Origin of the sequence: Bradyrhizobium sp. 930_D9_N1_4 (genome assembly GCF_052076015.1) — a bacterium.
Classification (GTDB): Bacteria; Pseudomonadota; Alphaproteobacteria; order Rhizobiales; family Xanthobacteraceae; genus Bradyrhizobium.
In genome coordinates this window covers 5,080,482-5,104,216 of the sequence record NZ_CP197236.1, presented here as the reverse complement: position 1 = coordinate 5,104,216, position 23,735 = coordinate 5,080,482, and the positions used below count along the sequence as shown (strand labels likewise).

Here is a 23,735-nt window from a genome sequence, read left to right as displayed (position 1 = left end):
TTAGCCGCGGCGCAATGCGAAATGCGCGCCGCAGAATGCCATCACGGCGCCGAGGCACAGTGCGGCGAGGCCCGCGAGCACGCCCGACACGGTCGGGACCGGGCTCGGCGCCGCGGCCACCTGGCCCGCACCCGCCAGCAGGAGCACACCGACCGCGATCAGGAATTGCCGCATCCGCTGCGGGATCTGGCCGGAGACCGCGCTCTGCATCAAGCTCGCGGTGAAGTAGCCGCCGGAGAAGCCGACGGTTGCGATCAGCCACCAGGCGATCGCCGCGCCCGCGGGAATGAACTCGTGCGTGTCGGAGCGCCAGAGACCGCCGAGGTCGAGACCGTAGCGCGCGCCCAGCATGTGCACGGCGAGCGCGAGCAGCACGCCGGAGATCATGGCGGCGCCGAGAATCAGGCGGCGTGGAAAAAAGGTCGTCTCAGCCATGCCTCGCTTGTAGGATGGGCGAGGGCGATCGCGCAAGCGGATCGGGACGGGATCGAGTGTGAACATGGTATCGGAAGCTGAGCCGGCGCCGGGAGCGAGCTACGCCTACAAGGCGTCGCTGATCGGCTCGGCGCACCGCTTCGAGCTGACGGACGAGGGCCTGTCCTGGCACATTGCCGGCCGCTCCGGCCTGTGGCGCTATGACGAGATCAGTGCTGTCAGGTTGTCGTTCCGTCCGGTGTCGATGCAGCAGCACCGCTTTCGCGCGGATGTCAGCCACAGCGGCGGTGGGCACATCAGGATCATGTCCACGAGCTGGCAGACCGCCGCCCTGATGGCGCCGCAGGACAACGGCTTTCGCGATTTCATCCTCGAACTGCATGCACGGATGGCGCAGGCCGGCAGCCGCGCGACGCTGACTGCGGGTCTCGGTCGCACGACCTATGCGGCGGTGCTGGCGTTCCTGTCGGTGCTGACGGTGGCGATGGCGGGGCTGCTGATCCGCGCGCTCCTGATCGGCGAATTCGCCGGTGTGCTGTTCATCATCGGCTTTGCCGCGCTGTTCGTCTGGCAGGTCGGTGGCTTCGTGCGGCGCAATCAGCCGCAGAGCTACCGTTTCGATCGCGTGCCCAAAGCCTTGCTGCCCTAGGAGGCCTTGCTGCCCTCGGTGCAATCAGCCGCAATCAAACGTGAGTTCGTGCTGCAGCGCCGGTGTCGCATCGTGCCGCGATGTCAGCCATGGATCGCAATAGCCGTCTGCCGACCGCGGACGAGATCGCCGAGATCAACCGCACGCATCTGATCGATACGCCGCTCCGGCCGGCCGACCTGTTGTTCCTGTTCGGCACCCGCGAGGACGTTGCGCTGCGCGCCGACACCGCGGCGCGGCTCTGGCGCGAGGGTCTGTTCCGCCGGGCGATTGTCAGCGGCGGCGTGACGCCGGGCTCGGAGCAATCCGAGTGCACCATCATCAAGGCCGCGATGGTCGCTGCGGGCATTCCGGCGGATCGGATCCTCGAAGAACACCGCGCGATGAACACCGGCGAAAACGTGATCTTCTCGCTGCCGATCATCGATGCTGCGCTTGGGCTGAAGAATACTTGCAGCGTGATCTGCCTCGGCAACACATGGACGGCGCGCCGCTACCCCATGACGCTGCACCGGCACTGGCCCGAGGTCGAGAAGATGCTGCTCACCGTCGATAGCTTTGCGACATCGCGCGCACTCTGGCACACCGATGCGGAATTCTGTCGTCGTGTCCTGCACGAGTGGGACAAGATCGAACCGTACAAGGCGAAGGGTTTCATCGCGGAATGGCCGGAGGCCTGAGAAAGCTCCGCGTTTTTTGTTTGGCGCGTTTTCTTCACGCGAACCGGTATCCACTTCGCTCGAAAACACTCCGGCTATTCCGTCGAGTCAAAATCCTCTTCCTTGGTGCCGAGCAGCGAGACCAGCGTGCGCAGGCCGGAATCGAGCTGCTCCAGGGAAGGCGGGGCGAGCGCGAGCCGCACCGCATTCGGCGCGTGCCCATGCGCGATGGCGAATGTCGAGGACGGTGTCAGCGCGATGCCGCGCCGCGCTGCGGCCGCCACGAAGGTCTGCGAGCGCCAGTGTGGCGGCAGCGTCAGCCAGAGATGATAGGCGCGCGTGTCCGCGGCGATCTGGTAGCCATTGAGCAGCCTTGCCGCGGTCTGCTGACGGCGCGCGGCGTCGATGCGTTTCAGTCGCGTCAGCTCGGCGACGGTGCCGTCGGCCATCAGCCGCTGCCCGGAAGCGAGCGCGTGGCCCGAGGCGATCCAGCCGCCGGTGCGGACCGCGCTCATCATGCTCTCGCGCAGATGCGGCGGTGTCACGAGAATGCCGAGTGCGAGTCCGGGCGCGACCTTCTTGGACAGGCTGTCGATCACGATGCAGCGGTCCGGCCCGAGGGCGGCCAGCGGCGTGTCGTCGGCGAGGAAGCCGTAGACGGCGTCCTCGATGATGGTGAGGTCGAGCTTTTCGGCGACGCGCATGATGTCGGCGCGCCGCGTCGCGTTCATGGTGACGCCGAGCGGGTTCTGGATGATGGGCTGGAGGTACAGCGCCGACAGATGCGCCTCGCGATGCGCTTTCTGGATCGCGTCGGGACGCGCGCCGAATTCGTCCATCGGAATCGGGACCAGCGTCACGCCCAACCGCGCCGCGATGCTCTTGACGTAAGGGTAGGTCAGCGCCTCGACGCCGCAGCGGCCGCCGGTGGGAACGAGGGCGGCGAGCGCGGCCGCGAGCGATTGCTTGCCGTTGGCGGTGAAGACGATCTGCTCGGCCTGCGGCGTGAAATCCTTGCGCGCGAGATACGCGGCGGCGGCGTTGCGCGCGCTCTTGGTGCCGGTGCTGGTCGAGACGCGCAGCGCAGATTCGAGTGCGTCGACGCGCTCCAGCCCCGCGAGGCTCTTGGCGATCATCGCCCATTGCTGCGGCAATAACGGATAATTGACCTCGAAATCGATCCGCGCATCGCGCGGCTCGCTCAACGCCTCGACCTCGCGCCGGATGTCGCCGGAGATGAACGTGCCGCGGCCGACCTCACCGACGACGAGGCCGCGGCGGAGCAATTCCGTATAAACACGGCTGGCGGTCGAGACCGCAATGCCACGGTCATAGGCAAAATTGCGCTGCGGGGGCAGCCGGTCGCCGGGCCTTAACGTGCCTTTAGTGATATCGGCCGCAATGGCATCGGCAAGCTTCACGTATTCGAACTTGGACATTATTGCACCGAGAGCAATGTTTTACTTGCTCCGAGTAGTGTACTGGAGCATTTAAGTTCCATCAAGTTCCGCGATTGAGCCGAGGTGAGCGAGAGCAATCCGACGGCAAATGAGGTGCAGACGCCGAGTGCGTCCGCGCCAACGGCACCTGCTTCGCCGCGCGGACATCAGGCCGGAGAAGAAAAATGACCACGATCTCGCAAACTGCCGGGCGGAGTTTACGCCCATCATCGTCGAGCGGATTTTTCAACACGCTCGCCAACGCCGCCACGGCGCTGTTCGACCGCCTGGAGCGCCGCACCGCCATCAAGACGCTGAACGAGCTCGACGACCGCGCCCTGCGCGACATCGGGATCAATCGCAGCCAGATCGAGGACGCGGTGTACGGCCAGTTCAAGGCCGAGCTGACGCGGTATCTGTAAGCATCTCGCGTCCCGGACGCGCTGCAACGCGCAAGCGTTGCTGCGTTGTGTCCGGGGCTTGAGATCCGAGTTTTCGCGCACGACCATTTCCGCATCGTCATTGCGAGCGCAGCGAAGCAATCCAGAGTCTTTCCGCGGAGGGATTCTGGATTGCTTCGCTGCGCTCGCAATGACGGAGTGTGGGGCGACACGGTCGTTTCATCAGTCGCACCTTCATTGCAGACACACTTTCGCATCCTCGCGGCCTGTTTCGCCCGAGCTTTGCCTGGTCGCTTCCCCCCCAATTGAAAGAGGGCGCAGGGAAGACCGGGTGCCGGCCGGGCACCCACGGTCCACTGTGCGAAAGTAGCAGTCAGAAATCTGCACAGCGGCATACAGGTGTAGCCAGGACATCCGGCCTTCCCTGCGCGGTGGTTTTACAGCTTATGTCGCGCTCTCCCCGGGGAGCGATGCACTATTGCCCCCGTCGCCTCGCGGCTTGCTGACGCGCGGACCCGGTTGGGCCGCCACGTCACCGCAAGACTTGGCGCACAGACCCCGGGCGCCAGGACCACACGATTTTGCCGTACGCCGATCACACCGGTCGTGTGCGCGGGGGCTTTGCTCACAGTTGCCTGCCCTGCAAGACCCTTCGCGCCGATGTGGCCTGCGTCCACCGCCGCCCGGCCCGCGTTCGTGACGATCGCGATCCGCCCCTCTTCCTTGGGCCGGGTTGCGGCGATGGATACGCCGTTTCCGAATTTCGGTAAAGTGGAATATTTTTGGCGGCGTGGATTGACCCGCAAGTCGGGTGTTTTGCCCGACGGGCAACGCACGGTCTTGTAGATGCGTAGGGTGGATTAGCCGAAGGCGTCATCCACCGCTTCTGCTTCCGCGGACAGAGACAGTGGTGGGTTACGCCTTCGGCTAACTGTGGAATCTCAGGAGGTCGTCCATCGGTAGGCCGAGGCGGCTGATGGGTGGTTTGGCTTGCAGACTGCCGTGCGGGCGATGCCAGTTGTAGTGATGAAGCCAGATTGGCAGGTTTTTGGCGCGCTGATCTGAGGTGTCGTAGGCCCGAGCATAAGCCCACTCACGGAGCACTGTCTGGATGAAGCGCTCGGCCTTGCCGTTTGTTTGCGGTCTGTAGGGCCTGGTGAAGATGTGCTTGAGGCCGAGCTTGCTGCACGCTCTGGCAAAGGCCTTGGCGCGGTAGCAGGAGCCGTTGTCGGTCATGATGCCGGTGACCTTCATGCCGAGGCTGCGGTAGTAGGTGACGGCCTCCTTGAGGAAGGCGATGGCGCTCTCCTTTTTTTGATCTTGCCGGATCTGGGAGAAGGCCAGGCGCGATGCATCGTCGATGGCAACGTGGACGAACTCGTGGCCGGCGCCACGGCTTTCGCCCATCTGGCGATCGTGTGTGATGCGGTGGCCTGGTCTGACGAACCTGCCGAGCTTCTTGATGTCGATATGGATGAGTTCGCCGGGCTGCTCGCGTTCGTACCTGCGCACCGGTTCGGCGGGCTCCAGATCGCGTATCCGGCTTAATCCCAAGTGACGAAGGATGCGGCTGACAGTGGCCGGCGACACCTTAACCTCGGCTGCGATCTGCTTGCCGGTGTGGCGCTGCCGGCGCAACGTCTCGACGGCGGCGCGCGTGGCTGGCGGGGTTTGGCTTGGCGATGAAAGAGGCCTCGAGGAGCGATCCCGCAACCCTTCGACACCCTCCGCGCGGAACCGCTTGACCCATTTGGCAACGGTCTTCGCTGTCGTGTTGAACTGGTGGGCCGCGTCGGCTGGGCTCAGCCCGCCCTCGACGACGCTGCGCACCATCGCCTCTCGACCTTTGGGCGTCAAAGGCGCATTCTTGTGGACGTTCATCTGGTCTTTCCTTGGAATACTGAAGCTTCGCAACCTCAGCTTCCTCGGTTCAGACCAGATGGACAACCTCCTGAGAGACCAAAGCTAACCCACCCTTCAAACGGGGCGCGCCTCAGTGCCTGACCACCAGCACCGAGCACTTGGCATAGCGCACGACATGCCCGGCATTGGAGCCGAGGAAATAGGTGCGCATCGCAGGCCGATGCGAGGTCATCACGATCAACTCCGCCTTCATGTGGACGGCTTCCTCCAGGATCTCGTGATAGATGCCGCCCTGACGCACCACGCTGGAGATGCGTGGTGCCTCGATGCCGGATTCGCGGGCGACGATGGCGAGGGCTTCCTCCGAGGTCTGCCGCTGTTGTTCGTCGAAATCGGCCGGCACGTATTCGGCCAGCATCACCGGTGTCATCGGCAGCACGTTGAGCAGGCGCACGGAGCCGCTCCAGGTCTGCGACAACGTTGCCGCGGTCGCGATCGCCGGCTTTGCCAAATCGGTGTCGGCGAGGTCGATGGGCACGAGGATGGACTTGAACATCTGCGCCTCCAGTCTTCCCGTCAGGAAGTCTTGTGACCAGGCTGGATCGACCGGCCGAGACGGCGCCCGCGCGTCTCAACCCGATCGAAGCAGCCTTTCGCTACCGAAGCAACTTTGGGCTGACGAACAGCACCAGTTTGCCGCGGCGGTAGGCCACGTCACCCCAATCCTTGACGTCAAAGTCGAAGATCGCAAGCCCCGCGGTGGGCAGGTTGTCGGCCAGCGCCTTGGCACCGGCCGGATCGCCGCCGCCCATCAGCATCAAGGCGGCCTCGTGCATGCCGGGATTGTGGGCGACCAGCAGCAATTGCTTGGGGTCGGCCGGGGCGGTTGCAGTGCGAATGGAGTCCAGGATCTGCCCGGGATCGGCGCCGTAGAGTTCCGGCAGGATTTCGACCTGTGGCGCCGGGACGCGGTCCTTCATCGTCTCCCACGCCATGTCCCAGGTCTGACGCGCCCGGACGGCATGCGACACCAGCACGGTCTCGGGGAAGGGCGGGTGGGTGGCCATCCAGTCCCCGATCTCAGCGGCGTCCTTGCGACCGCGGTCGTCGAGGCGGCGATCCTGGTCGCGGCCGCTCGGCGCGTCCGTCTCGGTCTTGGCGTGACGCAGCAGCATCAAACGGCGCATGGCATTCTCGAATCGTTCCACATCCAGGATAATCTACAGGCGCCGGCTGAGCACAAGGTGACAAGCGCCCGCACAGTCCTTCAAAGCGCGGTGAGATTGGGACAAATCCTGATCGCGCTTTAAGTTTTTCGTTTTGAGCATGATCTTTTCGGAAAACCGCTGCACACTTTTCCGGATCATGCTCTAAGAAAACGATATGAGCGAGACTTTCACAAGCGTGTCTCAGGAAGAAGCCGGCTTTCGCGAGCGGGCGCGCCTGTCATTCGACCTCGACGCCGACATCTGCGTGATCGGGGCAGGGCTTGCCGGGCTCTCCATCGCGCTGGAGGCGGCCCGGCTCGGGGCCAGCGTCGCGGTGCTCGAGGGCCGCCATATCGGCTGGAACGCCTCCGGCAACCAGCTCGGCACCGTGATGCCGGGCTTTGCGCTGCCGCTCACCGAGTTGATCGAGCGAATCGGCTTCGAGGACGCGCGCGAATTGTGGACGCTGTCGCGGGAGGGTGCCGAGTTCGTCCGGGCCAACGCCACCGAGGAGAACATGCCGGGGATCGGCCCGAGCGACGGCGTGCTCGAAGTCTCCAACGTCGATGCCGGCGACCGGTTGATCAGCCGGTTGCAGATGCTCAACGAGGATTTCGACACCGAGGTCCAGGGCTGGCAGGTCGATCGCGTCCGCGAGGCGCTCAAGACCGATCGCTACTTCCACGGCGTCTATTACCCGCGGGCGTTTCAGGTCGACGGCCGCAAATATGTGCACGGCCTTGCGGCGCTGGCGCGGCGCGCAGGCGCCCGTATCTTCGAGGATACGCCGGTGGTCAGCATCGATCATTCCGGCATCCGCAAGCGCATCGTCACGCCGTCGGCGCGGCTGCGCGCGACCCATATCGTGCTCGCCGGCAACATCCATCTCGGTGCGCCGTTGAAGCGCTTGTCGGAAACGCTGCTCCCGGTCTGGCGCTATGCCGGCATTACCGCGCCGCTCGGCGAGCGCGTGCACGAGATCATCGCCTTCAAGGGATCGGTGATGGACTCCGACGGCGTCGACCATTTTCGCATCGTCGACGGCGACCGGTTGATGTGGGAGAGCCCCGAGACCACCTGGGCCGCACGTCCGCAACGCTTTGCAGGCGGCGTCAGGCGGCGGATCAAAGCGATCTTCCCTCAGCTCGGCAATGTCGAGGTCACCGACACGTTCGGCGGCGCCACCGGCCAGACCGTGCACGGCATGCCGCAGATCGGACAGCTGCGCAAAGGCCTCTGGGTCGCGAGCGGGTTTGGCCGCCAGGGCATGAACACATCGGCCATGGCCGGGCAGCTGATCGCACGCAGCATCCTGTGGGGCGACGAGCGCTGGCGCCTGTTCTCGCCGTTCGAGCTGGTCTGGGCAGGGGGCGCCACGGGGCGGGTCGCAGGCCAGTTGGTGGGCGTGTGGGGCAGGGCGAGTTCCGCCGCCGCGGGCTCGCTTGCCCGCTACCGTGAGCGTGCCCGGGTCAAGGACAGGGAACGCGAGGCGCGCCTGGCCGAAGCCAACCGGGCCGCCGGCACCGGTCCGCGCCGGCCACCGCCCGGCGTCCGGCCGCGGCCGGCTCCGCCGCCGAAACCCGCCGCCGAAACCGCGGAACCGGCCTCGCAGGACGCGGGTGTTGCGCAATAATCCTGCGAAAAATTTCGCCCGGAAGTGTAACGTCGGCCGTTAGAGCCCGTATCTCAGAGCGTGGACGTCCCGCGCACGGAGAATGAGATGTTTGACCGCCGCATCCTGTTGACCACTGTCGCCGGCCTGTTCGGCCTTTCGGCCTTCCGCTGGCTGAGGGGAACGCCGGCCGAGGCTGGAGAGAAGGCCGCGAAAAAATTCGAGATCGAGAAGACGGACGCCGAGTGGCGCGCCCAGCTCACGCCCCAGCAGTATGACATCCTCCGCAAGGAGGGCACCGAGCGGCCGGGCTCCAGCCCCCTGCTCAAGGAGCATCGCAAGGGCGTGTTCGCCTGCGCCGGCTGCGACCTGCCGCTGTTTGCCTCCGACACCAAGTTCGAGAGCGGTACGGGATGGCCGAGCTTCTATCAGCCGATCGAGGGCAATGTCGGCAAGACCGAGGACCGCACCTACGGCATGCTCCGCACCGAAGTGCATTGCCGGCGCTGCGGCGGCCATCTCGGCCACGTCTTCGACGACGGCCCGAAGCCGACCGGATTGCGCTACTGCATCGACGGTTTCGGGCTGGTGTTCCACCCCGCGGCGGCGTCGGCCACGTAGGGCTTTATTTGGCGCGTTTTGTTTGACGCGTTTTCTTCACGCGAACCGGTAGCCACTTCGCTTGAAAACGCCCTCTCTCCCCGGCAATTGTTGCCGGCCCGGCAATTGTGCCCCGGTCATCCGACCTGGGCATGTCTATTTAAGTCATTGATTTCCTGAGAAGACCCGCATTGGCATGGCCCTTGCGACTGTCTCTTCCGACTGCGGCCATGGTCGACCGGCCGCCGAGATCGGATCTGGAGACAAAGTTATGGGTATCTTCGATGCAATGAACACCTCGGTGGGTGGCCTGCAGGCGCAGTCCTACGCGCTGCAGAACATTTCCGGCAACATCGCGAACTCATCCACCACCGGTTACAAGGGCATCGGCACCAGCTTCGTCGATCTGATCCCCGACTCCTCCACGCCGAGCAAGCAGGTCGCAGGCGGCGTCACCGCCAACGCGAAGGCGACCATCACCACGCAGGGCACGATTTCGGGTTCCAGCGTCGCCACCAACATGGCGATCACCGGCGACGGCTTCTTCTCGATCCAGAAGGCGACCGGCACCGTGGATAACGTGCCGGTGTTCAGCGGCGTCACCTATTACACCCGCCGCGGCGACTTCCAGCTCAATGCCAACGGCAATCTGGTCAACGGCGCCGGCTATTACCTGATGGGCGTCGCGGTCGACTCCAAGACCGGCAACCCGACCGGCAGCGTGTCGACGGTGCTGCAGTTCCAGAACAATTTCATCCCGGCGCAGGCGACGACCTCGATCCAGTACGCGGCGAACCTGCCGACCCAGCCGAACACCTCGGCGAGCACGACGGCGGCGAGCGGCACGCTGCTGGCGGAAGGTGGCCTGAACCCGTCCGATTTCGCGGCCAACCCGCTGCCGGTGGGCACGCCGCCCGCGCCGTACACCAACGCGACGGCGTCCGGTGCGGCCGCCACAGGCAACATCCGCTCCGCCTATTCGTCGACGACGGGGACGGGCACGGTTGCACTCCAGAACAACTCCTCGGCCGTGGCCTCGACCACGACGTCGCTCGACAACACCGTCGGCACCCATCTCGCCTCCAGCATTCTCACCGCGCTGAGCGGCCAGACGCTGACGATCAACGGCCACACGATCACTTTCGACTCCAGCACGACCGTCACGCCCAGCGGCAGCAACACGACAATCGGCCTCGGTGCCGGTACGACGGCCACGGTGTCCAGCATCCTGAACGCGATCCAGACCGCCGGCGGCGCCGGCGTCACGGCGTCGCTGAGTGCGAGCGGCAACATCCAGATCTCGAGCGGCACCGGCACTGACGTGGCGGTCGGAAGCGGCACGGTCGCGACGGCCCTCGGCATCACCAGCGTGACGCGCGGCGGCAACGTGCTGTCCTCGCCCGCGATCTCCGGCGCGACCGTGCTGAGCGGCGCCGCGTCGGCCGGCGGCGCTCAGGTGCTCTCGTCGGGCTTCGCCGCCGGTGACACCATCACCGTCGACGGCCAGACGCTGACCTTCATGGCCTCGGGTGCCTCCGGCAACAACCAGATCAACATCACCGACAACATCACGACCCTGCTCGGCAAGATCGATGCGCTCGCCGGCGCTTCGGGCTCGGCCGTCAGCAGCGGCGGCGTGATCACGCTGAACACCGGCACGGCGGCCAATCTGTCGGTGTCGAGCTCCAACAGCGCCGCCTTCGCCGCGCTCGGTTTCACCTCGACCATCACCAAGAACCGCAATGGCGGCGGCACCGCCGGCACCGGTGGCGTGATCGGCAACGACGTCTCGACCTTCACCAAGGAATCGATCAGCGGCGGCGCAGTCACCGCCTACAACGCGGCCGGCACGCCGGTGAACCTGCAATTGCGCTGGGCCAAGACGGACAGTGCCTCGCTGGGCGCGGGTCATGCCGACACCTGGAATCTGTTTTACCAGACCGACCCGGACGCAACCGGCACCGACGTGGCCTGGGTCAACACCGGACAGGCCTTCACCTTCGGCACCGACGGCTCGCTGACCTCGCCGAGCGGTTCGGGCATCACCATCAACAACGTCAGCGTCAGCGGTCAGTCGCTCGGCTCGGTGGCTTTCAACATCTCCTCGGGCGGGTTGACGCAATATGCGAGCACCAGCGGCGCGGTGACCATCAACACCATCACGCAGAACGGCTACGCCGCCGGTCAGCTCCGCTCCGTCTCCGTCAACAACAGCGGCCTCGTGGTCGGCACCTTCTCCAACGGCCAGAACCTCAACCTCGCCCAGGTGACGCTGTCGCACTTCAACGGCACCAACTACCTGAAGGCGATGGACGGCGGTGCTTACGCCGCGACCGAGCAGTCGGGCGCCGCGATCGACGGCGCTTCGGGCAGCATCAGCGGCTCGTCGCTGGAAGGCTCGAACACCGACATCGCCGACGAATTCACCAAGCTGATCGTGACCCAGCAGGCCTATTCGGCCAACACCAAGGTGATCACGACGGCGAATTCGATGGTGCAGGACCTCCTGAACGTGTTGCGCTGAGTGGCGCGTAACGTAACCCAAAGGCGGTAAGTACACATGGGTTTGAGTTCAGCCCTTGCCAGTGCGATGAGCGGTCTGCGTGCCAACCAGGCTGCGCTGTCGATCGTCTCCTCCAACGTCGCGAATTCGCAGACGCCGGGTTACGTCGTCCAGACGCCAAACCAGATCGAGGTCTCCACCGGCGACTTCGGCTCGACGGCGATGACGACCGGCGTCAGCCGGGAGCTCGACACGTATGTGCTGAACCAGCTCCGCACCGAGACCGGCGGCAGCGGTTACGCCGACCAGATGGCCAACATCCTGAAGCAGCTTCAGAATGTCTATGGCACGCCCGGCAATGACGGCACGCTCGAAACCGCGCTGAACAATTTCACCACCGCGCTCCAGGCGCTGTCGACCAGCGCAGGCTCGTCGTCGGCGCAGACGGTTGCCCTCGGCGCGGCGCAGGCGCTGGCGCAGCAGCTCAACCAGACCACCAAGGGCATCCAGTCGCTGCGCTCCAACGTCGAGCAGGATCTCGGCAATTCGGCGCAGGCGGCCAACGCCGCCATGAAGCAGGTCGCCGACATCAACACCAAGCTCCAGGGCCTGTCGGCCAACGACCCCTCGGCCGCGACGCTGATGGACCAGCGCGACCAGGCCATCAACACGCTGTCGAAATATGTCGACGTCCGCGTCACCACCGACAGCTCGAACCAGGCCAACATCTACACCACCACCGGCATCCAGCTGGTCGGCGCGGGGCTGGCCTCGCAATTCTCGTTCTCGTCGGCCGGTGCGCTGTCGGCGACCTCGCAATACAATCTCGATCCGGCGAAGTCCGGCGTCGGCGCGTTCAACATCACGCTGCCGAACGGCTCGCAGGTCGACGTCGTCGCCAACAACGTGGTCTCTTCCGGCCAGATCGCGGCCGATCTGAAGCTGCGCGACCAGACGCTGGTGCAGGCGCAGAACCAGATCGACCAGCTTGCCGCCGCGATGTCGAGCGCGCTCTCGGACAAGACCACGGCCGGCAGCACGGTCTCCGGCCCGCCGGCCGGTTTCAACCTCGACCTTGCCGGCGCGCAACCGGGCAACACCGTCAACATCACCTATACGGACACGGCCACCAACACCCAGCGCCAGGTCACGCTGGTCAACGTGACCGATCCGGCCGCGCTGCCGCTCCAGAACGCCACCGGCGCCAACCCGATGAAGATCGGCGTGAACTTTTCCGGCGGCATGGGTGCGATCGCCTCCGCGCTCAACACCGCGCTGTCGGGCTCGCATCTGACATTCTCCGCGGCGCCCTCGCCGGCGACGGCGACGACGCTGCGGGTCACCGACGACAACACCGGCCTTGCCAAGGTCAATTCGTCCTCGACCACCACGACGATCTCGTCGCTGGCCTCCGGCAATCCGCAACTGCCGCTGTTCACCGACGGCGGGCAGGCGCTCTACACCGGCGCCATCACGGCATCGGGCTCGCAGATGACCGGCCTTGCGGGGCGCATTGCCGTGAACACCCAGCTGGTCACCGATCCGAGCAAGCTGTCGGTCTACAACACCTCGCCGGTGACGCCCGCGGGCGACACCACGCGCTCGGACTATCTCTATTCGCAGCTCACGACGGCGGTGTATTCCTACTCGCCGCAGACCGGACTCGGCTCGTCGAGCCAGCCGTTCACCGGCAGCATCTCGAACTACCTCCAGCAGTTCCTCAGCGTCCAGAGCAATGCCGCGACGCAGGCGACCCAGCTTCAGCAGGGCCAGAGCGTCGTGGTCTCGACGCTCCAGGCGAAGTTCAACTCGACCTCCAGCGTCAACCTCGATTCCGAGATGTCGAACCTGATCCAGCTTCAGAATGCCTATGCCGCCAACGCCCACGTCATGTCGGTGGTGCAGAGCATGATGAACACCTTGATCCAGGCTCAAGTGTAACCAGTACAGGGCTCTGAAAGATGTCGATCAGCAGCATCAACTACTCTTCGTCGGTTCTCGGCGCGCAGATCCGCAACATCAACCAGCAGCTCACCGACCTGTCGACGCAGCTCTCGACCGGCAAGCTGTCGCAGACCTATTCGGGCATGGGCACCAACGAGGGTTTTGCGATCGCCGGGCGCTCGCAGCTCTCCAACATCGCCGCCTATGGCGACACGATCACGAACGTGAACGTCAACATCAACCTCGCCAACACCGCGCTGCAGTCGCTGACGACGATCCGCAACACCACGCAGACCGGTTCCGCCAGCACTGCGCAGAATCTCAACGTCAACGGCCAGACCGTCGCGCAGAACACGGCGGCCGCGCAGTTCGGCTCGATGGTCGGCGTTCTCAACACGCAGGCGGGCAACCGCTATCTGTTCTCCGGGACGGCGTTCAACACGCAGCCGGTCGCCAATGCGGGCGACATCATCAACGGCACCACCACACAGGCGGGCTTCAAGACCGTCATGGCGGAGCGCCAGGCCGCCGACCTCGGCGCCAACGGCATGGGCCGGCTGGTGCAGACGCAGCCGACGCCGAGCTCGGTGCAGGTGTCCGAGGACGTCGCGGGATCGCCATTCGGGCTCAAGATCGCGGCGGTGTCCTCGACGCTGACGGGCGCGACCGTCACCGGCCCGAGCGGCTCGCCGGTGTCGTTCTCGGTCGATCTCAACGGCACCAATCCGAGCAATGGCGACAAGCTGAGCATTCAGTTCACGCTGCCGGACGGCACGACCGAGCAAATCGACCTGACGGCATCCTCGGCCACACCGACGCCGCTCGGCAGTTTCGCGATCGACGCGAGCGTCCCGGTCAACCCGGACAACACCGCAGCGAACCTCAACACGGCGCTGAACACCGCGATCACCAAGCTCGCCAACACCTCGCTGGTGGCGGCATCCGCGATCACGGCCGGCGACAACTTCTTCAACACCGCGAGTTCGGCGATCGGCACGCCCGTCAACAACCAGGCGACGACGCCGGCTCCGATTACCGGAGCGACCACGCTGGCCGGCGCGAGCCCCTCGGATTCGATCTCGCCCGGCTTCGTCGCCGGCGACAGCATCACCGTGAACGGGACCACGCTGACCTTCGTCGCCTCGGGCGCGACCGGCAACCAGCTCAATGTCGGTGACAGCATCCAGACGCTGATGAGCAAGATCGACGCGATCACGGGCACGTCGAAGCCCTCGACGATCCACGGCGGCTCGATCACGATCAACACCGACGATGCGGCGAGCCTCAACATCACCACCTCGAATACGGGCGCGCTGAGCGCGCTCGGCTTCAGCGCGACGCCGGTCACCGCGACGCAGCCGCCGCTGCGCGTCGGCTCTTCGCCGGCGAGTTCGGCGACGTCGCTCGTCAACGGCTCGGCCAACACCGTGAAATGGTACACCGGCAATGACGGGCCCGGCTCGCCGCGCTCCACCGCGGTGGCGCGGGTCGACGATTCTGTCACGGTGCAATATGGCGCGCAGGCCAACGAGGACGCGATCCGCAAGCAGTTGCAGGCGATCGCAGTGTTCGGAACGTTCTCGACGTCGCCGACCAGCCAATATTCCGGCGGGCAGGTGACGGCGCTGAGCCTGCGCACGACCCAGGCGCTGACGTCGCAGCCGGGCCAACAGAAGATCGAGGACATCCAGACCGATCTGGCGATGTCCCAGAACACGATGAAGGACGCGAGCACGCGCCAGACCCAGGCCAAGGCCCAGCTCCAGTCCATCATCGACCAGGCGGAATCGGCCTCGCCCGACCAGGTGGCCAGCGAGATCCTGTCGCTCCAGAACGCGCTCCAGGCCTCCTACCAGGTTACCTCGAACCTGTCGCAGCTCTCGCTCGTCAAGTTCCTGTAGGCGCGCATTAAGGCGCCGTTAACCATGCCTCTTTACCTCTTGGTGAGGTTTTGAGCGGGGGCGGAGCCGTCAATGTCGGACAAGATGCAACTGGTGGTGGCCACGCCGTGCTTCGGCGGGCAGGTGTCGAGCATTTACGCGAGCTCGATCTTCGCGCTCCAGCGTGCCGTGCACGGCATGTCCAATCTCGAGCTCAAGGTGCTCTTGCGCGACGGTGACGCGCTGATCACGCGGGCGCGGGCCAATCTGGCCGCGATGTTCCTGGACGATCCAAACGCGACCCACTTCCTGTTCATCGACGCCGACATCGGCTTCAAGCCGGAGCAGGTGTTCCGCCTGATCGAGTGCGGTGCGGATGTCGTCGCCGGCTGCTATCCGATCAAGCGGGTCAATTGGGACAAGGCGAAGCGGGCGATCGAGTCCGGGCGGACCGATGTGCCGGCGGCCTCGCTCGACTACGTGCTCGAGATCGAGGACCCCGACCGCATCGTGGTGGTCAACGGCTTTACCCGCGTGCGCTACGCCGGCACCGGCTTCCTGATGATCCGCCGCCAGGTGCTGGAGGCGATGTGCCGCCATCCGGACTACGCCAATTTGCAATTCTTCCGCGAGCATTCGCACGACACGCTGGCGGCGAGCCCGAACCGGTTCGCGCTGTTCGAATGCATGATCGATCCGGCGACCGGAACATATCTGTCCGAGGACTTCGCCTTCTGCAAGCGCTGGACCGACATCGGCGGCGAGATCTGGGCCGACATCCAGAGCTCGCTCGATCATGTCGGGCCGTCGGTGTTCCATGGTGACATCGCTTCGCAATTCGCAGCCGCGCCCGCGGCGGCCGCCGACGCGGCGTGAGCGTTCCGGGATGAGCACCGGCGCATCCCGTCTGCCAGACCCCGAGCGCACGATCGAAGGCGGCTCGCGCTACCGCCTGCGCGATCTCTTCACGCCGCTGGACACGCTGCTCGTCTCCGGCGGCGATCCGCGGCTGGCGCTCGACCCCAGGGATCGCGTCAACGCCTATGGCTGTGCGGCCTCGCCGGAGCCGGAGATCTGGAATTTCGCTTCCTCGACGGCGTCGACGATCTCGCAAGCGGCCTATGACCGCGCCGCGCTGGCGCGCGAAGAGCTGATGCACAAATGCCTGTTCGATGAGGTCGAAATCGCCTTCGATGCGCGCTGCGAAGACATGCGCGACGAGCTGCGGGGTCATCTCCAGCTCTCGCCGCGGGTTGACGTGGTGTTCTCGCCGTCCGGCACAGACTCCCAGCTTCATGCGCTGTTCCTGGCACGCGCGGTGCTCGGGGTGCCTCCGGTGACGATCGTGGTCGGCGCGGACCAGACCGGCAGCGGCACGGTCCATACCGCGCGCGGACACCATTTCAGCACGATGACGGCGAGCGGCTTTGCGGTCCGCAAGGACGGCGCGGTCGCAGGCCTTGGCGGCGATAGCATCGCGGTGCCGTTGCTTGATGCCGCATCCGGCATCACCATGCGCGCCGATGCCGATGCTGCGGTAATCCATGCAGTCGAGACCAGCCTCGCGCAAGGCCGATGCGTTCTCCTGCACGTCATGGATTCGTCAAAGCTCGGCTGGCGCGCGCCGAGTGCTGCCTGTCTCGATGAGATCGCGCGGCGCTGGCCGCGCAAGGTTCAGGTGGTCGTCGATGCCTGTCAGGCACGGCTCGGCCGCCGCCGGCTGCGCGCCTATCTCGATCGCGGCTACATGGTGCTGATGACCGGCTCGAAGTTCTTCGGCGGGCCGGCCTTCAGCGGTGCGCTGCTGGTGCCGAAAGGTCTGTCGCGGTCGCTCGACCGTATCGAGGGCATCGCGCCGGGATTCTTCGATTATGCCGGCCGCTGCGATTGGCCGATGGCCTGGACGGCGTTGCGCTCGCGCTTCGAGCGTCGGCCAAATTTCGGACAATGGCTGCGATGGGAGGCGGCGCTCGCGGAGATGGGCCGATACTATGCCGTGCCCGGAGCCTTTCGCGCCAGGGCGCTCGCCGAGCTTGCCGCCGGCATCGACAGCATGATCGCCTTGTCGCCGTCGCTTCGCGCCATTCCAGATGCAGCCGGGAAGATCTGCGCGGACGACGAGGAGTTCGCGCAAGCCACGATCTTTCCGTTCATGCTGCTGCGCGACGGCAAGCCGGTCTCGATCGCCGAAACCGGCGCCGTTCATCGAGCGCTGGCGCGCGACATGAACGAGGAGATCAGCGGCAGCGCGGCGGACCGGCAGGTTGCCGCACAGCGCTGCCTGATCGGCCAGCCGGTCAGGCTGGAGCGGGAGCATGAGGCGCCACTGACCGTGCTTCGGCTCTGCGTCGGCGCGCGGCTCGTGACCGAAGCCTGGTCGCCGGATACGGCGCAGGCCCAACGTAATGTGCAGCACATCCTTGATCGCATCGCCCACGTCCTGGTGAAGATCGAGTTGCTGCTTGACCGTGCCACGGCTGCGCCGGGGCAGTTTGTGCTCGAGGCTTGAGATGCTGAATCCTGTTTCCGCGCCTGATGGCGTGACCACGCCGAACTATTCCGACCGCATCGGCTTTGCGCAATTGACGCGCCGGGCCTTCGAGGGCGGTGACCTGCACCCGTTGCGCGAGCATCTTCTGGCGCGGATCACGGAGGGAACGGCGGAGGCGGGCGAAGGCCTCGACCTGTCGTTGATTGCCCAGCTTCTCGGTGAAAAAGAGGCCGGCCTCGTGATCCAGACCGAGGTGCTGTCCTTCCACCAATTGTTTCGCACACCGTGCGCGGTTTCGAAACCGCGCCTGCGCGTGCTCGCGCTCGCGGCCGATATCGACATGGGCGGCAATACGCCGATTGAATTCCTGCTCGAAGGCTCCGACATCGAGCTGTTGACGCTCTACGTGGTCAAGGGCGTCGGTCTGCCCGAGACATTGCCCGATCACGACGTCGCCATCGTGGTCGCCTCCGATTCCGAGGAATGTCGCGAGACGCTCGCCGTGATCGAACAGGCTGCGCCGCGCTGGCCGCGGCCGCTGCTCAATCGTCCTGAGCTGATCGGCAACCTCGATCGCGACAAGCTGTTTCGGTTGCTGGCGGGCATCGCCGGTCTCGACATTCCCGTGACCGCCCATGCGACGCGCGCGCAGTTGTCGGAGCTTCTCGAAGGCAAGATTGCCTGCGCGGACATCACGGGCGAATTGCGCTTTCCGATGATCGTGCGGCCTCGCGGCACGCATGCCGGCGTCGGGCTCGCGAAGGTCGATGACGCTGCGGCGCTCAAAGCCTATCTCGCCGAACGCCAGGAGCAGGACTTTTTCGTCGCGCGTTTCGTCGACTATGCAAACCCCGACGGGCTCTATCGCAAATATCGTCTCACCATGGTCGACGGCAAACCTTATGCCTGCCACATGGCGATCGCCGACCGCTGGGACATCTGGTATCTCAACGCTTACATGGCGTTCAGCGAGGAGAAGCGCGCTGAAGAAGCCATCTTCATGCAAGACTTCGATCACGCTTTCGCGGCGCGCCACAAGAATGCGCTCGACGAGATGAGCCGGCGCGTCGGTCTTGATTATTTCATCGTCGATTGCGCAGAGAACCAGAACGGCGAGCTGCTGGTGTTCGAGGCGGACAACACCGCCGTCGTGCACAACATGGATCCGCCGGCCGTGTTTCCCTACAAGCCGCCGCAGATGCGCAAGATCTTTGCCGCGTTCACGGCAATGCTGTCGCGACATGCAAAGGCGGGCGAGGGGAGAGCTGCATGAACGAGATCATTCGCAACACGCAAAGCTCCGTCACGCACACCTCGCTCGATCCGCAGGACTGGAGCGAGTTTCGCGCGCTTGCCCATCGCATGCTGGACGAGTCGATCGATGGCATCGCCAATGTTCGCGCGCGTCCGGTGTGGCAGCCGATCCCCGACGGCCCTCGCGCGGCGATGAGAGCCGACGTGCCGCGCGAGGCGAGCGCTCTCGCCGATGTCTATCGCGAATTCGCTGAGCACGTCGCGCCCTACGCGACCGGCAACGTTCATCCCGGCTTCATGGGTTGGGTGCACGGCGGCGGCACCGCGGTCGGGATGCTTGCAGAGATGCTCGCAGCCGGCCTCAACGCCAATCTCGGCGGACGCGACCACATGCCGATCGAGGTCGAGCGCCAAATCGTCGCGTGGATGCGCGATCTGTTCGCGTTTCCGGAGAATGCGAGCGGCATCTTCGTCACGGGCACGTCGATGGCCAATCTGATGGCTGTGCTGGTGGCGCGCACCGCTGCGCTCGGGACGCTGGCGCGGCAGCACGGCGTCGGCAATGACGGCGCGCTGCTCACGGCCTACACGTCGCGCGCCGCGCATGGCTGCATATCGCGGGCAATGGACATTGCGGGATTTGGCACCGATGCGCTGCGCAAGATCGATATGGATTCCGATCACCGCATCGACGTCGCAGCGCTGCGGGCCCAGATCGCGATCGATCGCGAAGTTGGTTTCAAGCCGTTCCTCGTCGTCGCTTCTGCTGGCACGGTCGACATCGGCGCGATCGACGATCTCAAGGCGGTCGCGGAGTTGTGCCGCGAAGAAGGAATCTGGTTTCACGTCGACGGCGCCTTCGGTGCGCTCGCGATCCTCTCGCCCGAGCTAGCGCCCTTGCTCGGCGGCATCGAGCTCGCCGATTCCATCGCGCTCGACTTCCACAAATGGGGGCAGGTGCCCTACGACGCCGGCTTCCTGCTGGTACGTGATGGCGAGCAGCATCGGCAGGCGTTCGCGCAACCGGCCGCATATCTCAGTCGCGAGGCGAGGGGGCTCGCGGCGGGTGCGGTCTGGCCGTGCGATCTCGGCCCCGATCTGTCGCGCGGCTTCCGTGCGCTGAAGACCTGGTTCACGCTGAAGACGTTCGGCACCGATCGCCTCGGCACCGTGATCGCGCGAAGCTGCGCGCTCGCAAAATATCTGGAGTCGCGCGTTCTGGCCGAGCCTCGGCTGGAATTGCTGGCGCCGGTCAACCTCAGCATCGTCTGCTTCCGCTACCGCGCCGACGATGCGGTCAACCGCGAGATCGTCGCCGATGTTCAGGAGTCCGGTATCGCGGCGCCGTCGAGCACGACACTGGACGGCAAGTTTGCGATCCGCGCCGCCATCGTCAATCACCGGACCGAAGAGACGGACATCGACGCGCTCGTGGCTGCGGTACTCGAGTTCGGGGGGCGTCGGAGCCATGGCGGGCTGATCGAGATCGAGGCGCCACCGATCGCGGCGCAGTGAACAGCAGGCGCAAGTCGAAACGACAACGGCCCCGGAGATGATCCGGGGCCGTTGTCGTTTCAGAGCGTTGAAGCAGGCGCGGGATCAGGCCGCCGAGCTGACGTTGTGGGCCGGCTCGCTCTTGTCCGCAGTGCTATCGAGATGGCTGCGAAGCTTATCCTCATAGGCGATCAGCTTGCGGGCATCCTTCAGCGCCCGGTAGAGGTCGCCGTTCAGGATGTTGTTGTTGATGTCCTCGATGATCGGCCAGGCGCTCGGCACCGCGGTGACGATGTCGCGTACCAGGTTGAAATAGGTGCCGTGCTGGCTCTGCGGATCCGGCGAAATGTACATGAGTTGCACCGCCAGGTAGACCAGCTTGGCCGGCGTATCGGCGGTCTCGGGCGTGAGGATGTCGCGCTCGCGCAGGATCGGAACGTTCTCGCCGTCGATCAGAAGGCGAGCGCGCTGGTCCGTGTTGGTGATCACGGAGTTACCGACGATGATGCGTTCGTGCGGTTTGAGCTCGACCTTGAGAGCCATGCCTGTTCTCCATCAACCCTTTTGTAACCGAGCGGGTGTTGCGGCGGGTCAGGGCGCAATACTCTCTCAAGACTAGTTAACGAGTTGTGAATCCTGGGTTTGCAGGCGAAAAAACTCAACCAATTCAATGGCTGAATCGTGCGACAGCCCGCCGGTAGACGCCGTTTGCCCTTCCGAATCATCCCGCGACTCAGCAAAAGCGCCGGTTTCATTTCATGCTTCGTTAGATTCTCGGCGCCACGGTCCGCCGGTCGCTGGGTCAATCTCGATCCAAGCAGACGCGTAACAGTAAGCGTCGTTTACCAGAAAGGTAACAGAGTCATGTCAGGTATCGTTCTCTCCTCGTCGGTTCGTCAGAACCTCCTCTCCCTCCAGTCCACCGCTGATCTTCTCGCCACCACGCAGAACCGTCTGTCGACCGGCAAGAGCGTCAACTCGGCTCTGGATAGCCCGACCAACTTCTTCACCGCACAGTCGCTCGACAACCGCGCCAGCGACATCAACAACCTGCTCGACGGTATCGCCAACGGCGTGCAGGTGCTGCAGGCCGCCAACACCGGCATCACCTCGCTGCAGAAGCTGATCGACAGCGCGAAGTCGATCGCCAACCAGGCGCTGCAGACCACGGTCGGTTACTCCACCAAGTCCAACGTCTCCACCACGATCTCCGGTGCGACGGCTTCGGATCTGCGCGGCACCACCTCCTATGCCAGCGCGACCGCCTCCAGCAACGTGCTCTATAACGGCACTGCCGGCGGCACGACTGCAGCCACCAGCTCCACGACGCTCGGCGCCACGATCGGCACCGTGACCGGTGCAGCGGCAACGGCGGGCGACGGCACCACCGCCCTGACCGGTGCGATCACCCTGATCGCTTCCGGCGCAGCGACCGCGACCGGCCTGGTCGGCAACGCCCAGCCCGCTGACGGCGACACGCTGACCGTCAACGGCAAGACCATCACCTTCCGCTCCGGCTCCGCCCCGGCGAGCACGGCTGTTCCGTCCGGCTCGGGCGTCAGCGGCAACCTCGTCACCGACGGCAGCGGCAACACCACCGTCTATCTCGGCACCACGGGTACGCCGACCGCGACGGTGAGCGATCTCTTGACCGCGGTCGATCTGGCCAGCGGCGTCAAGACGGCCTCGATCACCTCGGGTGCTGCGACGATCGCCACCAGCGTCAGCCAGACCGCCTCGAGCGTTGGTGCGGGCGCCGTCACGCTGAAGAGCTCGACAGGTGCTGATCTCGCCGTCACCGGCAAGGCCGACCTGCTCAAGGCTCTCGGTCTGTCCTCGGCTGTCGGCGGCGGCAATGCCACCGTCAACGTCAACCGCGCGACCAGTGCGGGCTCGCTCGGCGCGACGATTGCCGACGGTTCGACGCTGAACGTCAACGGCAAGGTCATCACCTTCAAGAACGCGCCGACCCCGGGCTCGACCGGTGCGCCGGCCGTTGCCAGCGGCTCCGGTGCGAGCGGTGCGGTCGTCACCGACGGCACCGGCAACTCGACCGTCTATCTGCAGGCCGGCACGGTTGCCGACGTGCTGAACGCGATCGACATTGCCACCGGCGTGCAGACCGCGACGATCGCAGCCAACGGCACCGCGACGTTTGCGGCCGCTTCCGGCCAGACCAAATCGTCGGTCAGCGCCTCGGGTCAGCTCAAGGTCTCGACCGGCGTCAACGCCGATCTGTCGATCTCCGGCACCGGCAATGCGCTGAACGCACTCGGCTTCGCCGGCAACACCGGGACCTCGTCCGCGTTCAACGCGGCCCGTACCTCCGGCATCGGCGGCATCAGCGGCAAGACCTTGACCTTCTCCTCCTTCAATAGCGGAACGGCGGTCAATGTCACCTTCGGCGACGGCACCAACGGCACGGTCAAGACGCTCGATCAGCTCAACACGAAGCTGCAGGCGAACAACCTGTCCGCCACCATCGACGCGAACGGCCTGCTGACGATCTCGACCACCAACGACTACGCGTCCTCGACCATCGGTTCGAGCGCCGCGGGTGGCTCGATCGGCGGTACGCTGACCACGTCGCTGACGTTCTCGACCGCTTCGGCTCCGGTGGCTGACACCGTCGCTCAGACGGCCCGTGCCAATCTGGTCTCTCAGTACAACAACATCCTGAACCAGATCGACACGACTGCGCAGGACTCCTCGTTCAACGGTGTGAACCTCCTGAACGGCGACCAGCTCAAGCTGGTGTTCGACGAGACCGGCAAGTCGAACCTCAGCATCACCGGCGTGACCTACAACTCCAAGGGTCTGGGCCTCGCCGCGCTGACGAACGGTGTCGACTTCATCGACAACTCGGCCACCAACAAGGTGCTGTCGAACCTCAACGCTGCCTCGAGCACGTTGCGGTCGGAAGCCTCGGCGCTGGGTTCGAACCTCTCGGTGGTGCAGGTGCGTCAGGACTTCAACAAGAGTCTGATCAACGTGCTGCAGACCGGTTCGTCCAACCTGACGCTGGCCGACACCAACACCGAAGCGGCCAACAGCCAGGCGCTGTCGACCCGCCAGTCGATCGCGGTCTCCGCGCTGTCGCTGGCCAACCAGTCGCAGCAGAGCGTGCTGCAGCTGCTCCGCTAATAAGCGGACGACATCGCAAGACATTCCGAGCAAGACATGGCGGCGGGGCTTCGGCCCCGCCGCTTTCTTTTTGCGCAAGTGTTCGCGAGGCTGCGTGGCGGGGAGAAGAGGGTGCATCCAGGTGCAGCCGTTTGCTCACTCTGAGTTATGGTTGACAAG

General features: G+C 65.2%; 19 protein-coding genes. 13 read left to right on the top strand and 6 right to left on the bottom strand.

The window, feature by feature from the left end; all coding sequences use genetic code 11:
* Positions 1 to 435 (bottom strand): hypothetical protein, encoded by a 435-nt coding sequence (locus AB7532_RS24385; protein WP_441237233.1) that lies wholly within the window; start codon positions 433 to 435, stop codon positions 1 to 3.
* 64 nt (positions 436 to 499) lie between these two features.
* On the opposite strand from AB7532_RS24385, the gene AB7532_RS24380 reads away from it, so the two are divergent.
* Entirely contained in the window at positions 500 to 1,084 is a 585-nt protein-coding gene (locus AB7532_RS24380) for a hypothetical protein (protein ID WP_441237232.1), read from the top strand.
* 80 nt (positions 1,085 to 1,164) lie between these two features.
* Positions 1,165 to 1,764, top strand: a complete 600-nt coding sequence (locus AB7532_RS24375; RefSeq protein ID WP_441237231.1) for a YdcF family protein — start codon at positions 1,165 to 1,167, stop codon at positions 1,762 to 1,764.
* A gap of 74 nt (positions 1,765 to 1,838) precedes the next feature.
* On the opposite strand, the gene AB7532_RS24370 is transcribed toward AB7532_RS24375, so the two are convergent.
* Complete coding sequence (locus tag AB7532_RS24370) at positions 1,839 to 3,182, bottom strand: PLP-dependent aminotransferase family protein (protein WP_441237230.1); 1,344 nt, start codon at positions 3,180 to 3,182, stop codon at positions 1,839 to 1,841.
* Between the two features lie 185 nt (positions 3,183 to 3,367).
* Here AB7532_RS24370 and AB7532_RS24365 point away from each other — a divergent pair, with 185 nt between their 5' ends.
* The gene (locus tag AB7532_RS24365) at positions 3,368 to 3,604 is read left to right on the top strand and encodes a DUF1127 domain-containing protein (RefSeq protein ID WP_441237229.1); all 237 of its coding nucleotides are present in this window, start codon (positions 3,368 to 3,370) and stop codon (positions 3,602 to 3,604) included.
* Between the two features lie 906 nt (positions 3,605 to 4,510).
* On the opposite strand, the gene AB7532_RS24360 is transcribed toward AB7532_RS24365, so the two are convergent.
* From AB7532_RS24360 to AB7532_RS24350, 3 genes are all read right to left on the bottom strand, one after another.
* The gene (locus AB7532_RS24360; protein ID WP_441232939.1) at positions 4,511 to 5,464 is read right to left on the bottom strand and encodes an IS481 family transposase; all 954 of its coding nucleotides are present in this window, start codon (positions 5,462 to 5,464) and stop codon (positions 4,511 to 4,513) included.
* Between the two features lie 112 nt (positions 5,465 to 5,576).
* Positions 5,577 to 6,002 (bottom strand): universal stress protein, encoded by a 426-nt coding sequence (locus tag AB7532_RS24355; RefSeq protein WP_441237228.1) that lies wholly within the window; start codon positions 6,000 to 6,002, stop codon positions 5,577 to 5,579.
* Positions 6,003 to 6,102: 100 nt separating this feature from the next.
* On the bottom strand, positions 6,103 to 6,633 hold the full coding sequence (locus AB7532_RS24350; protein ID WP_441237227.1) for a SixA phosphatase family protein: 531 nt from the start codon (positions 6,631 to 6,633) through the stop codon (positions 6,103 to 6,105).
* Positions 6,634 to 6,829: 196 nt separating this feature from the next.
* On the opposite strand from AB7532_RS24350, the gene AB7532_RS24345 reads away from it, so the two are divergent.
* From AB7532_RS24345 to AB7532_RS24305, 9 genes are all read left to right on the top strand, one after another.
* Complete coding sequence (locus AB7532_RS24345; RefSeq protein WP_441237226.1) at positions 6,830 to 8,287, top strand: NAD(P)/FAD-dependent oxidoreductase; 1,458 nt, start codon at positions 6,830 to 6,832, stop codon at positions 8,285 to 8,287.
* Positions 8,288 to 8,374: 87 nt separating this feature from the next.
* Positions 8,375 to 8,887 (top strand): peptide-methionine (R)-S-oxide reductase MsrB, encoded by a 513-nt coding sequence (gene msrB, locus AB7532_RS24340; RefSeq protein WP_441237225.1) that lies wholly within the window; start codon positions 8,375 to 8,377, stop codon positions 8,885 to 8,887.
* 250 nt (positions 8,888 to 9,137) lie between these two features.
* On the top strand, positions 9,138 to 11,390 hold the full coding sequence (locus tag AB7532_RS24335; RefSeq protein ID WP_441237224.1) for a flagellar hook-basal body complex protein: 2,253 nt from the start codon (positions 9,138 to 9,140) through the stop codon (positions 11,388 to 11,390).
* Between the two features lie 36 nt (positions 11,391 to 11,426).
* Positions 11,427 to 13,310, top strand: a complete 1,884-nt coding sequence (flgK, locus tag AB7532_RS24330) for a flagellar hook-associated protein FlgK (RefSeq protein ID WP_441237223.1) — start codon at positions 11,427 to 11,429, stop codon at positions 13,308 to 13,310.
* Between the two features lie 20 nt (positions 13,311 to 13,330).
* Positions 13,331 to 15,214: a flagellar protein gene (locus AB7532_RS24325; protein WP_441237222.1), complete on the top strand. Its 1,884-nt coding sequence runs from the start codon at positions 13,331 to 13,333 to the stop codon at positions 15,212 to 15,214.
* A gap of 72 nt (positions 15,215 to 15,286) precedes the next feature.
* On the top strand, positions 15,287 to 16,069 hold the full coding sequence (locus AB7532_RS24320; protein ID WP_441237221.1) for a hypothetical protein: 783 nt from the start codon (positions 15,287 to 15,289) through the stop codon (positions 16,067 to 16,069).
* A gap of 10 nt (positions 16,070 to 16,079) precedes the next feature.
* On the top strand, positions 16,080 to 17,702 hold the full coding sequence (locus AB7532_RS24315) for a hypothetical protein (protein WP_441237220.1): 1,623 nt from the start codon (positions 16,080 to 16,082) through the stop codon (positions 17,700 to 17,702).
* 1 nt (position 17,703) lies between these two features.
* Positions 17,704 to 18,957: an ATP-grasp domain-containing protein gene (locus tag AB7532_RS24310; protein WP_441237219.1), complete on the top strand. Its 1,254-nt coding sequence runs from the start codon at positions 17,704 to 17,706 to the stop codon at positions 18,955 to 18,957.
* Positions 18,954 to 20,453, top strand: a complete 1,500-nt coding sequence (locus AB7532_RS24305; protein WP_441237218.1) for a pyridoxal phosphate-dependent decarboxylase family protein — start codon at positions 18,954 to 18,956, stop codon at positions 20,451 to 20,453. The genes AB7532_RS24310 and AB7532_RS24305 overlap by 4 nt, the downstream gene beginning before the upstream one ends.
* Positions 20,454 to 20,537: 84 nt before the next feature.
* Here AB7532_RS24305 and flbT read toward each other — a convergent pair whose 3' ends face one another.
* On the bottom strand, positions 20,538 to 20,975 hold the full coding sequence (gene flbT / locus AB7532_RS24300; protein WP_441237217.1) for a flagellar biosynthesis repressor FlbT: 438 nt from the start codon (positions 20,973 to 20,975) through the stop codon (positions 20,538 to 20,540).
* Between the two features lie 321 nt (positions 20,976 to 21,296).
* On the opposite strand from flbT, the gene AB7532_RS24295 reads away from it, so the two are divergent.
* On the top strand, positions 21,297 to 23,576 hold the full coding sequence (locus tag AB7532_RS24295) for a DUF1522 domain-containing protein (RefSeq protein WP_441237216.1): 2,280 nt from the start codon (positions 21,297 to 21,299) through the stop codon (positions 23,574 to 23,576).
* Positions 23,577 to 23,735 lie beyond the last annotated feature (159 nt).

Coding starts and splice junctions, on each gene's coding strand:
- AB7532_RS24370 (WP_441237230.1), bottom strand. CDS start 3,182: ATGTCCAAGTTCGAATACGTGAAGCTTGCCGATGCCATTGCGGCCGAT.
- AB7532_RS24375 (WP_441237231.1), top strand. CDS start 1,165: ATGTCAGCCATGGATCGCAATAGCCGTCTGCCGACCGCGGACGAGATC.
- AB7532_RS24295 (WP_441237216.1), top strand. CDS start 21,297: ATGTCAGGTATCGTTCTCTCCTCGTCGGTTCGTCAGAACCTCCTCTCC.
- AB7532_RS24345 (WP_441237226.1), top strand. CDS start 6,830: ATGAGCGAGACTTTCACAAGCGTGTCTCAGGAAGAAGCCGGCTTTCGC.
- AB7532_RS24350 (WP_441237227.1), bottom strand. CDS start 6,633: ATGCGCCGTTTGATGCTGCTGCGTCACGCCAAGACCGAGACGGACGCG.
- AB7532_RS24385 (WP_441237233.1), bottom strand. CDS start 435: ATGGCTGAGACGACCTTTTTTCCACGCCGCCTGATTCTCGGCGCCGCC.
- AB7532_RS24355 (WP_441237228.1), bottom strand. CDS start 6,002: ATGTTCAAGTCCATCCTCGTGCCCATCGACCTCGCCGACACCGATTTG.
- AB7532_RS24325 (WP_441237222.1), top strand. CDS start 13,331: ATGTCGATCAGCAGCATCAACTACTCTTCGTCGGTTCTCGGCGCGCAG.
- AB7532_RS24310 (WP_441237219.1), top strand. CDS start 17,704: ATGCTGAATCCTGTTTCCGCGCCTGATGGCGTGACCACGCCGAACTAT.
- AB7532_RS24380 (WP_441237232.1), top strand. CDS start 500: ATGGTATCGGAAGCTGAGCCGGCGCCGGGAGCGAGCTACGCCTACAAG.
- AB7532_RS24365 (WP_441237229.1), top strand. CDS start 3,368: ATGACCACGATCTCGCAAACTGCCGGGCGGAGTTTACGCCCATCATCG.
- AB7532_RS24335 (WP_441237224.1), top strand. CDS start 9,138: ATGGGTATCTTCGATGCAATGAACACCTCGGTGGGTGGCCTGCAGGCG.
- AB7532_RS24360 (WP_441232939.1), bottom strand. CDS start 5,464: ATGAACGTCCACAAGAATGCGCCTTTGACGCCCAAAGGTCGAGAGGCG.
- msrB (WP_441237225.1), top strand. CDS start 8,375: ATGTTTGACCGCCGCATCCTGTTGACCACTGTCGCCGGCCTGTTCGGC.
- flbT (WP_441237217.1), bottom strand. CDS start 20,975: ATGGCTCTCAAGGTCGAGCTCAAACCGCACGAACGCATCATCGTCGGT.
- AB7532_RS24315 (WP_441237220.1), top strand. CDS start 16,080: ATGAGCACCGGCGCATCCCGTCTGCCAGACCCCGAGCGCACGATCGAA.
- AB7532_RS24305 (WP_441237218.1), top strand. CDS start 18,954: ATGAACGAGATCATTCGCAACACGCAAAGCTCCGTCACGCACACCTCG.
- AB7532_RS24320 (WP_441237221.1), top strand. CDS start 15,287: ATGTCGGACAAGATGCAACTGGTGGTGGCCACGCCGTGCTTCGGCGGG.
- flgK (WP_441237223.1), top strand. CDS start 11,427: ATGGGTTTGAGTTCAGCCCTTGCCAGTGCGATGAGCGGTCTGCGTGCC.